1 pseudogene is annotated in these 820 nt (G+C 40.2%); it reads right to left on the bottom strand.

Annotation, left to right across the window (positions count from 1 at the left end):
• Positions 1-312, bottom strand: a pseudogene (locus R7Z49_RS24225) (hypothetical protein); the annotation flags it as partial.
• Positions 313-820: the final 508 nt, after the last annotated feature.

The following is an 820-nucleotide window of genomic DNA, read 5'->3' as shown; positions in this document are numbered from 1 at the left end:
TTTCAAATATAACGCCAGATCCCACCCCCAGTGACCTTCATATTCAAGAGTCAATTTGTTCAGATCGTGCTTAGAATTATCAGGTACGACAACATAAGAATAGTTATGTTCTTGTAGCCAAGACTCAATTGTATTTTGGAACCCAGAGCGAGTTTCATTATCTTTAACAACAACTATTTCCGACTTAATATTAGTCTCAGGAACAGGGGTGCCCATATATCTGGGAGACCCACAACCAACTAGTGTAAGAGAAGCTAAAGACAACACTATAATTTTTTTCATTTTTATTTTCTCATATTGTTTTTCAGGCACATTGTATCTGTTTGTGTATTGCGCTATAACGCCCAATTAAGGGGTGAGTAACGCAACACCGACGCCGCTGCAAACCACCTTAATCACTAAAATTAACGCATAGTAAAAATGCCACGCGTTACGAATCCCTCTTGAATTGTTTGTTAGTACGCTACCCTTGAAGCCTTTGGTACACGCCAAGATGTTGAAATATAGCACGAAACTGATGGCTTAAAACACTGAAACCAAACGGACAACTGCCAAGCTTAAAACTAACTCGAGACGTAAGATGGATAGAAGAAAAATATGCCAAAGTTCCCATCTCACCGCTTTCAAATTAGCAAAGGATACGGGCTTCAGACGTTAACAGCAGCTTCAAAGAAACTTAGCTTTGACGAAAATATCTCAGCATTAAAGAAACCCCACCAGAGAAATTGCCCAAAAGTTAGAAACCGTAAACGCTGAAAGAAAAGCGAAAAGTTCACATCTAGTGCCACCGGAGCGGACGTGAGAGGCACATTTAGTCAGG

Source organism: Vibrio sp. 1562, assembly GCF_033340155.1.
Classification (GTDB): domain Bacteria; phylum Pseudomonadota; class Gammaproteobacteria; order Enterobacterales; family Vibrionaceae; genus Vibrio; species Vibrio alginolyticus.
The sequence above is the reverse complement of the archived record's forward strand: the minus strand, read 5'-3'. Positions and strand labels throughout refer to the sequence as shown.